This window comes from Dactylosporangium sp. NPDC000244 (genome assembly GCF_040300725.1).
In the GTDB taxonomy this organism is placed as follows: Bacteria; Actinomycetota; Actinomycetes; order Mycobacteriales; family Micromonosporaceae; genus Dactylosporangium.
The window spans coordinates 87,599-96,435 of the sequence record NZ_JBEPEH010000049.1; the positions used below are offsets into that span (position 1 = coordinate 87,599).

Below are 8,837 nucleotides of genomic sequence, written 5' to 3' on the forward strand. Positions count from 1 at the left end.
GATCGAGCTGGCTCCGCGCTCGGGCCGGGGGGACCGCGAACCCCGCCAACGCTAGGCGCGGGCGGGGTTCGCAGTCCGATATTTCAGTATGTATTCACTCTTTCGGGGCGTTTGCCGCGCCCTCGGGCAGGAAGCGAGCGCCGGTCACCTTCTCGGAGATGCCCTCGCGGTCCAGGTACGGCGTGACGCCGCCCAGGTGGAACGGCCAGCCCGCGCCGAGGATCATGCACAGGTCGATGTCGCGCGCGTCGGCGACGACGCCCTCGTCGAGCATGAGCCGGATCTCGCGCGCGAGCGCCTCGGTCGCCTCGGCCCGCAGCTGCTCGGCGGTCGACGGGGAGTCGCCGACCTCCAGCAGGGCGAGGACCTCGGGGTCGGGGTTGCCCTCGGCGTCGGTGAAGCCCCGCTTGCCGGCCCCGACGACCTTGGCCAGGTTGGCCGAGACGCCGAAGCGGTCCGGGAACGCGTGGTGCAGCGTCTCGGCGACGTGGTGCGCGACGGCCGGGCCGACCATGCTCAGCAGCGCCATCGGGCGCATCGGCAGGCCCAGCGGGTCGAGCGCGGAGTCGGCCACGCCGATCGGGGTGCCGCGGTCGACCGCGGCGGTGACCACGCCGAGGAAGCGGGTCAGCAGCCGGTTGACCACGAAGGCCGGGGCGTCCTTGACCAGGACCGAGGACTTCTTCAGCGCCTTGCCGACGGCGAACGCGGTCGCGAGGGTCGCGTCGTCGGTCTGGCCGGCGCGCACGATCTCCAGCAGCGGCATCATCGCGACCGGGTTGAAGAAGTGCAGCCCGACGACCCGCTCCGGGTGGGCGAGGTCGGCGGCCTGCTCGGTGACCGACAGCGAGGAGGTGTTGGTGGCCAGGACGCAGTCGTCGCGGACGATGGCCTCGACCTCGGCCCACACCTGCTTCTTGACCTTGAGGTCCTCGAAGACCGCCTCCAGCACCAGGTCGGCGTCGGCGAACGCGGCCTTGTCGACCGAGCCGCCGATGAGCCCCTTGTACTTCGCGGCCCGGCCCGCGTCCAAGCGCCGCTTGCTCACCAGCTTGTCGATCTCGGCGTGGACGTAGCCGACGCCCTTGTCGACGCGCTCCTGGTCGAGGTCGGTGAGCACGACCGGCACCTCGAGCCGCCGCACGAACAGCAGCGCCAGCTGGGAGGCCATGAGGCCGGCCCCGACGATGCCGACCTTGGTGACGTCCCGGGCCAGGTTCCTGTCCGGGGCGCCCGCGGGCCGCTTCGCGCGCCGCTGCACCAGGTCGAAGGCGTAGAGGCTGGCCCGCGCCTGGTCGCCCATGATCAGGCCGGCCAGCGCCTCGTCCTCGGCCGCCGTGCCGTCCTCGAACGACGCGTCCTTGGCCAGCGCGAGCAGCTCGAGTGCTGTGTTCGCCGAGTGCACCGCGCCGTGGAGGCGCTCGTCGAGCTGGTGCTTGGCGAAGTACAGCACCCCGTCCCACATGTCCCGGTCGATCTCGGGCCGGGTCACCGTGATCTCGCCGTCGACCACGCCCTCGGCCCACGCGAGGGAACGCTCCAGGTAGTCGGCCGGCTCGAAGATCGCGTCGGCGATGCCGAACTCGTGCGCCTGGGCCGGCTTGAGCTGCTTCTGGGTGAGCGGGTTCTGCAGGATGACCTGCGCGGCCGGGGCGATGCCGATGAGGTTGGGCAGCAGCTGGGTGCCGCCCCAGCCGGGCACGAGGCCGATCGCGACCTCGGGCAGGGCGAGGGCCGCGGCGCCGGACGAGACGGTCCGGTAGTGGCAGTGCAGCGCGACCTCGAGGCCGCCGCCCATCGCCGCGCCGTTGATGAAGGCGAAGGTCGGTACCGGGGAATCCTTGAACTTCTTGAAGACCCGGTGACCGAACCGGCCCAGCTCCACCGCCTGCGCGTGCTCGGTCAGCAGGGGCATGGCGGTGATGTCGGCCCCGACGCAGAAGATGTAGGGCTTGCCGGTCAGCGCGATGAACTTCGGCGCCGCCGCGATCGCCTCGTCGACGGCGGCCTCGAGGCTGGCCAGGCCGCCCGGGCCGAACGAGTTCGGCTTGGTGTGGTCGAAGCCGTTGTCGAGCGTGATGAGCGCGGCGCGCTCGCGGCTCGGCAGGGTCACGAAGCGCAGCAGCGCCTTCGTCACGACCTCGTTCGGGTTCGTCAGCGCCGTCACTTGCCACCCTCCCAGTTGGGGTTCTCCCAGATCACCGACGCGCCCATGCCGATGCCGACGCACATGGCGGTGAGGCCGTAGCGCACGTCGGGCCGCTCGGCGAACTGCCGCGACAGCTGGGTCATGAGCCGCACGCCCGAGGAGGCGAGCGGGTGGCCCACGGCGATCGCGCCGCCCCACGGGTTCACGCGCGGGTCGTCGTCGGCGATGCCGAAGTGGTCGAGGAACGCGAGCACCTGCACGGCGAACGCCTCGTTGAGCTCGAACAGGCCGATGTCGTCGATGGTGAGGCCGGCCAGCCGCAGCGCCTTCTCCGTCGAGGGCACCGGGCCGAAGCCCATGACCTCGGGCTCGACGCCGACGAAGCCGTAGGACACCAGCCGCATCCCGACCGGCAGCCCGAGCTCGCGGGCCACCTCCTCGGCCGCGATGATCGACGCGGTGGCGCCGTCGTTCAGGCCGGCCGCGTTGCCCGCGGTGACCCGGCCGTGCGGGCGGAACGGCGTCTTGAGGGTCGCGAGCTTCTCCAGGCTGGTCTCCCGCGGCGCCTCGTCGACGGTCGCCAGGCCCCAGCCGGTCTCCGGGTCGCGGGTGGCGATGCTGACCAGGTCGGGCTGCAGCTTGCCGGCGGCGTAGGCGGCGGCCGTCTTCACCTGCGAGGCGTAGCCGAACCGGTCGGCCCGCTCCTTGGTGATGCCGGGCAGCCGGTCGTGCAGGTTCTCCGCGGTGGAGCCCATCACCAGCGCGGACGGGTCGACGAGCTTCTCGGCGAGGATGCGCGGGTTGGGGTCGACGCCCTCGCCCATCGGGTGGCGCCCCATGTGCTCGACGCCGCCGGCGATGGCGACGTCGTAGGCGCCGAACGCGATGCCGCCGGCCACGGTGGTCACCGCGGTCAGGGCGCCCGCGCACATGCGGTCGATGGCGTAGCCGGGGACGGTCTTGGGCAGGCCGGAGAGCAGGGCGGCGGTCCGGCCGATGGTCAGGCCCTGGTCTCCGGTCTGCGTGGTGGCCGCGATGGCCACCTCGTCGACCCGCTCCGGAGGCAGCTGCGGGTTGCGCCGCAGCAGCTCGCGGATGCAGCGGATGACCAGGTCATCGGCTCGGGTGTTGGCATACATCCCACCGGCCTTGCCGAACGGGGTGCGCACGCCGTCGACGAAGACGACGTCGCGGACAGCACGGGGCACGGAGTCCTCCTAGCAACGAATTACCGGCCATGTTACTCGCCAGTAGGTCACTGGGGGCTGTGAACCCTTTCACCACCGTTTCAGGCCGTTTTGAGCGCCTCCGTCAGTCCCGGGGACACGAGGCCGACCTGCCACGGGCGCGCCCCGTAGCCTGAGAGCACCGCGGCGACGGCGTCCGCCGTGAGCTCCTCGGGGGGTGACCAGGCCAGGCGGCGTACCGAATCCGGGGTGATGAGGTTCTCCGGCGGCAACTGGTGCGCGCCCGCGAGCCCGGTCACCAGCTCCCGGCACCGCGCCAGCCGGGCCGCCGCGACCGGGTCGCGCTCGGCCCACCGGTGCGGCGGGGGCGGCCCCTCCGACGGCGGTGTGGTCGGCAGCTCCTTGTCCGACAGCGCGCGGGCGTCGGAGAGCGCGGTGAGCCAGGTCGGGGCGAGCCGGCGCACCGAGCGCCCGCCGAACCCGGCCAGGGCCAGCAGCGAGCGCTCGTCCTTCGGGTCGGCCTCGGCCGCGGCGATGATCGCGGCGTCGGCGAGGACCCGGCCGGGGCTCGCGTCGCGGCGCTGGGCGATCTCGTCCCGGGCCGTCCACAGCGCGCGGACGCGGGCCAGGGCGCGGGAGCCTCGGACCCGGTGGATGCCCGAGGTGCGCCGCCACGGATCGGCGCGCACCCGCGGCGGGTCCCCGGCCGAGGCGACCAGCGCGGCGAACTCCTGCGCGGCCCACTCGGTCTTGCCCTGCTTGGCCAGCTCCTCGGTGAGGGTGTCGCGCAGCTGGAGCAGCAGCTCGACGTCGAGGGCGGCGTACGTCAGCCAGGAGGCGGGCAGCGGGCGCGTCGACCAGTCGGCGGCGGAGTGGTGCTTCTCCAGGGTGTACCCCAGCAGCGACTCCGTCAGCGCGGCCAGCCCGACCCGCTCGAACCCGCACAGCCGGGCGGCCAGCTCGGTGTCGAACAGCCTGGTCGGGCGCAGTCCGAGCTCGGTCAGGCACGGCAGGTCCTGGCTGGCGGCGTGCAGGATCCACTCGGCCGGCGAGATCACCTCGTCGAGCTCGGGCAGCTGGCCGAAGGGCAGGGGATCGATGAGCACCGTGCCGGAGCCGGCTCGTCGCAACTGCACCAGGTAGGCGCGGTGCGTGTACCGGTAGCCGGAGGCGCGCTCGGCGTCCACGGCCACCGGGCCGGTGCCCTGGGCGAACCGTTCGACGGCACGCGCCAGCTCGGCCCGGTCCGCGATCGGCTCGGGGGTCCCGTCTCGGGGGGCGGTCAGCAGGACGGGCTCGGTCTGGTGGTCCGGATTGCCCGGACTGTCTGGCTCCTCGTCCCGACGCCGCATGGGGGGTTCGTCGGTCACGCGACAACCGTACGTTGCGCCATAGGTCCCTGTGTGCAGCCGGTCCGGCGCGTCGGCGTTCTTGAGTGTGTAGAGACACCGTGAACGGGACGGACAGGCCGTCCGTGTAGCCGGTACGGTTCGCGTGCGCGGGCGGTCCGGTTACTTACACAGGCTGCATCGGAGGTCGCGGCACTTGTGCTCGCCGTTTAGGGTGAGGGCCGACTGCGGTATCGCCGGACGCCCTTCACACTCCGGCGAAACGGGTGGAACCGTGACAGGAAGGAAACGAGAAGCATGACGGCCGGGTATGACCCCTCCAACCCGGTGGCTTCCGGCAGTTCCGATGGCTTCGACGACCGACCGCGGCACGCGGCCGGCGACGACCCGGAACGACTCGGTCCACTTCCCCCTCGGATCACCCAGACCGGGACGATGCCCACCAGCTCGATCCCGCCGCAGCCCACCAGTTCCTGGCCGGTGTCGGCGGGTCCGGTGTCGGCAGGTCCGGCCCCGATGGCCGCGCCCCGGCGCAGCCCCCTGGCCGGGATCGCGCTGGCGCTCGCCGTGCTGCTGCTCATCGTCGTCGGGGTGCAGACCGCACTCATCGTCGACCTCGAGAAGAAGGTCGACAAGGCCAACGCCACCGCCAAGTCCGCCGCGACCGACGACGCCGCCCGGCTCAAGACGCTCGAGGACCGAGCCGACAAGCTCGAGCAGAAGACCGGCGGCAGCCTCGACGCCGCCGCGGTCGCCGAGTCCGTGCGCCCCAGCGTCTTCCGGGTCACCACCAAATACGCCATCGGCACCGGGTTCGCGCTGGGCAAGGCCCCCTCGGGCGGCGGCACGAACCTGATCACCAACTACCACGTGGTCGCCGACGCGTACGAGAAGGGCGAGAAGGACGTCAGTCTCGAGCGCACCGACCAGCGCTTCCCCGCCAAGATCATCGAGGTCCACCCGGACAAGGACCTCGCGGTGCTGCACACCGACGAGGAGTTCACCAAGCTCGCGCCCGCGGCCGCGGTGCCGAAGGTCGGCGAGCCCGTCCTCGTCATCGGCTCCCCGATGGGCCTCGAGGACACCGTCACCACCGGCGTCGTCAGCGCGTTCCGCACGCTCAGCGGCGAGGCGCTCATGCAGTTCGACGCGGCCATCAACCCGGGCAACTCGGGCGGCCCCGTCTTCAACGCCAAGAAGGAGGTGGTCGGCGTCGCGACGCTGAAGGCCCAGCAGGCCGAAGGCATCGGCCTGGCCATCCCGATCTCCGTGGTCTGCGAAACCGTCCCGGCGGTCTGCTGAGCCAGCGGGGCCGCACCACCCACCGGCGCCCCGGACGCGCCGGACGTACGACTCCCGCCGGGGCGCTGCCCGGCAGGACCACCAGGAGGAAGAGAACATGACATACCCCGGCAGCCCCCAGGGGAACCCGAACGACGGATACGGATTCCCCGACCCCAACGCCCCGGCCGGCGCGTACCCGCCGCCGCCCCAGGCCCCGGTCAGCGGCTACCCCGCCGCTCCCCAGTCGCCCTACGGCGAGCAGCCGCCGCAGTACGGCCAGCCCGTGCCGCCGCAGCCGCAGCCCGTCCACGACCAGGGCACGACGCAGCTGCCCACGTACGGCGAGTCCTCCTACAACCTCGACCCGTCGGTCTCGGCCCCGCCGACCGCCCCGATGCAGCAGCCGGCCCCGCCGATGTCCGCGCCCCCCATGTCGGGCCCGCCGATGTCCGGCCCGCCGATGGCCTACGGCCCGGTCTCCAGCCCGCCCACCAGCGGCTTCCCCGGCCAGCCGGTCGGCTACCCGCCGGTCGAGCCGCCGAAGAAGCGCGGCATCGCCGTGCCGCTGCTCGCGAGCTTCCTGGCCCTGGCGGTCATCGCCGCCGGTGTGTTCGTCGGGCTGTACGTCCAGAAGTCGGACAAGCTCACCAAGTCCGAGTCGCAGTCCTCGCAGCGCCAGGCCTCGCTCGACCAGTCCAACAAGGACCTCGACCAGACCAAGAAGGACCTGCAGGCCAAGGCCGACGAGCTCACCAAGTCCCAGCAGGACCTGCGCGGCACCCAGGCCGACAGCACCGAGGCCAAGCGCCAGCGTGACGTCATCGGCCAGTGCCTGAAGCTGCTGCTCGAGGCCCTCGACGCCTCGGCCGCGGGCGACAAGACCACGATGCAGAACAAGATCAACGAGATGGACAAGCCCTGCAACGAGGCGCAGACCATCCTCGGGATTTAATACCTCCCTCGGGATCTGGTACTTCCAGAAAAGCCCCCGTCGCCTGACGGGGGCTTTTCTCATGCGTGCAGGGCGGTCACTCCCGGCGGCGGCAGGCCGGCCGTCGAGGCCAGCAGCGCGCACCACGCGTGCACGTGGGACTGCATGTCCTCGGTCGTCGGGGTCCAGGAGGCGCGGATCTCCAGGTCGGCCGCGGCCGGCGGCCCCGCGAGGTCACCGAAGCGCGTCGACATCGTCTGCGTGACCGTGCCGCCGATCGCCGTGTAGGCCGCCCCGTGCCCGTCGAGCGCGTCCACCAGCCAGCTCCAGCCCACGCCGGGCAGCAGCGGATCGGTGGCCAGCTCGGCCTCGAGCTCGGCGGTCACGTACGTCACCAGCCGCATCGTGCCGTCCCACGCGTCGTGGCCGGCCGGGTCGTGCAGGAGGATCAGCCGGCCGGTGGCCACCTCGTCGCCGTGGCGCAGCACGGTGCCGCTGATGGCATGGGCAAAGGGAGCCAGCCGCTGCGGCGCCGGGACCTCCTCGAGGGTGATCTCCGGCCGGGTGGTCACGGCGCGCAAATCCTCCACCGCCCGGGTGAACGTGGGGGGAGTCGCGGTCGATGGCGCCATAACGGAAGACTAAGACCGAAACGTGCGTAGGGGGTGCCGCCGCGCCGCCCGTGCGCAGTGAGTGAAACGATGGACCCGATGACGAAGCTGTTGTTGCGCGCCGCGCGGGGCGAGTCCGTGCCCCACACCCCGGTCTGGTTCATGCGTCAGGCCGGACGTTCCCTGCCCGAATATCGCGAGCTGCGCGCCGGAATCGGCATGCTGGAATCCTGCCGCCGCCCCGACCTCGTCTGCGAGATCACGCTGCAGCCGGTGCGCCGGCACAAGGTCGACGCGGCGATCCTGTTCAGCGACATCGTGGTGCCGCTGCAGGCCGCCGGCATCGACCTCGACATCGTCGCCGGCACCGGCCCGGTCGTCGCCTCGCCGGTGCGCACCATGGCCGACGTGAGCGCGATCCGCCCGCTGGAGACCGGCGACGTCTCCTTCGTCGCCGAAGCCATCCGCCTGCTGCTGGCCGAGCTGGGCTCCACGGCCCTCATCGGCTTCGCGGGCGCGCCGTTCACCCTCGCCAGCTACCTCATCGAGGGCGGACCGTCCCGGCATCACGTGCTGACCAAGGCACTCATGTACGGCGCGCCCGACGTCTGGCACGCCCTGTGCGAGCGCCTCGCCGAGATCACGCGGACCTTCCTGCAGGTGCAGATCGACGCCGGCGTGGACGCGATCCAGCTGTTCGACTCGTGGGCGGGGGCGCTGTCGGAGGCGGACTACCGCCGGTTCGTGCTCCCGCACTCGCGGGCCGTGCTCTCCGGCCTCTCCGGCTGTCCCCGCATTCATTTCGGCGTCGGTACGTCGGAGCTGCTGCCCGCCATGGCGGAGGCGGGCGCGGACGTGGTGGGCGTCGACTGGCGCACCCCGCTGGACGTCGCGGCGTCACGGGTGCCGGGGCGGCCGCTGCAGGGCAACCTCGACCCGTGCGTGCTGATGGCACCTTGGGAGGTCGTGGCGGCGGAGGCGCGGCGGGTGCTGGGGGAGGGGGCCAAGGCGCCCGGACACATCTTCAACCTCGGCCACGGCGTGCTGCCGGAGACGGACCCGGACGTGTTGACGCGCCTGGTGGAGCTGATTCACGGGGAGTAGTCGCCTTGTCGCACAGCGCATCGAAAACCGTGATCAGTTAGGTCGGTCATGGTATGGTGTAACAAAGCGGAACGACACCCACCTCGGACCTGTATTCGCCGCGGATTCGGGTGAGTGGCGGCTCTTCGGCTCTTCGGCTCTTCGGCTCTTCGGCTCTTCGGCTCTTCGGCTCTTCGGCTCTTCGGCTCTTCGGCTCTTCGGCTCTTCGGCTCTTCGGCTCTG

The 8,837-nt window shown here is 71.9% G+C and carries 7 protein-coding genes; 3 read left to right on the forward strand and 4 right to left on the reverse strand.

The features are described 5' to 3' along the window. Positions 1 to 94: 94 nt before the first annotated feature. The 3 genes from ABT369_RS48780 to ABT369_RS48790 all read right to left on the reverse strand — a co-directional run bounded on the left by ABT369_RS48780 (position 95) and on the right by ABT369_RS48790 (position 4,706). Entirely contained in the window at positions 95 to 2,167 is a 2,073-nt protein-coding gene (locus ABT369_RS48780; RefSeq protein WP_350623882.1) for a 3-hydroxyacyl-CoA dehydrogenase NAD-binding domain-containing protein, read from the reverse strand. Beyond that, the gene (locus ABT369_RS48785; RefSeq protein WP_350623884.1) at positions 2,164 to 3,357 is read right to left on the reverse strand and encodes a thiolase family protein; all 1,194 of its coding nucleotides are present in this window, start codon (positions 3,355 to 3,357) and stop codon (positions 2,164 to 2,166) included. Before ABT369_RS48785 ends, ABT369_RS48780 begins: the two co-directional genes overlap by 4 nt. Before the next feature lie 80 nt (positions 3,358 to 3,437). Beyond that, entirely contained in the window at positions 3,438 to 4,706 is a 1,269-nt protein-coding gene (locus ABT369_RS48790) for an HRDC domain-containing protein (protein WP_502891924.1), read from the reverse strand. Between the two features lie 414 nt (positions 4,707 to 5,120). Between ABT369_RS48790 and ABT369_RS48795 the strand changes: the two genes are divergently transcribed. Continuing rightward, positions 5,121 to 5,987 (forward strand): S1C family serine protease, encoded by an 867-nt coding sequence (locus ABT369_RS48795; protein ID WP_350623886.1) that lies wholly within the window; start codon positions 5,121 to 5,123, stop codon positions 5,985 to 5,987. 97 nt (positions 5,988 to 6,084) lie between these two features. Beyond that, complete coding sequence (locus ABT369_RS48800) at positions 6,085 to 6,921, forward strand: hypothetical protein (RefSeq protein WP_350623888.1); 837 nt, start codon at positions 6,085 to 6,087, stop codon at positions 6,919 to 6,921. Between the two features lie 59 nt (positions 6,922 to 6,980). Here ABT369_RS48800 and ABT369_RS48805 read toward each other — a convergent pair whose 3' ends face one another. Continuing rightward, positions 6,981 to 7,532, reverse strand: coding sequence for a DUF3000 domain-containing protein (locus ABT369_RS48805; protein WP_350623890.1), 552 nt, complete (start codon positions 7,530 to 7,532; stop codon positions 6,981 to 6,983). A 78-nt stretch (positions 7,533 to 7,610) separates the two neighbouring features. On the opposite strand from ABT369_RS48805, the gene hemE reads away from it, so the two are divergent. Beyond that, complete coding sequence (gene hemE, locus ABT369_RS48810; RefSeq protein WP_350623891.1) at positions 7,611 to 8,615, forward strand: uroporphyrinogen decarboxylase; 1,005 nt, start codon at positions 7,611 to 7,613, stop codon at positions 8,613 to 8,615. Positions 8,616 to 8,837 lie beyond the last annotated feature (222 nt).